This window comes from Bartonella queenslandensis AUST/NH15, assembly GCF_000312585.1.
GTDB classification, from domain to species: Bacteria; Pseudomonadota; Alphaproteobacteria; order Rhizobiales; family Rhizobiaceae; genus Bartonella; species Bartonella queenslandensis_A.
In genome coordinates, this window is record NZ_HE998543.1 from 1 (window position 1) to 315 (window position 315).

General features: G+C 46.3%; 1 protein-coding gene. It reads left to right on the forward strand.

Going from position 1 to position 315, the window contains the following annotated elements; genetic code table 11:
* The coding region (locus BN338_RS12640; RefSeq protein ID WP_039762859.1) for a DUF7146 domain-containing protein at positions 1 to 315 on the forward strand (315 nt) is incomplete at both ends.

Sequence of the window (315 nt, forward strand, 5' to 3'; positions counted from 1 at the left end):
TTTTACGATAAATGTCCACACCCTTCTGGGGGTACACTGCCTGCGTTGGTTGCTCTTGTTAAGGGCGCTGGTTCTTTTGCCATTCATAGAACCTTTTTACAAGACAATGGCTGCAAAACAGATCAAAAACCAGCAAAAGCTATGTTGGGTTCTGTAACAGGCGGCGCTGTGCAATTAAGTCAAGCCAATCCAAAACATCTTGTCATTTGTGAGGGCATTGAAACCGGTCTGGCTCTGCTGTCTGGGTTGTTATCAGAGCCCGTTGATTTATGGGCGTCCCTTTCAACCCATGGCATGATGCATGTGAATTTACCC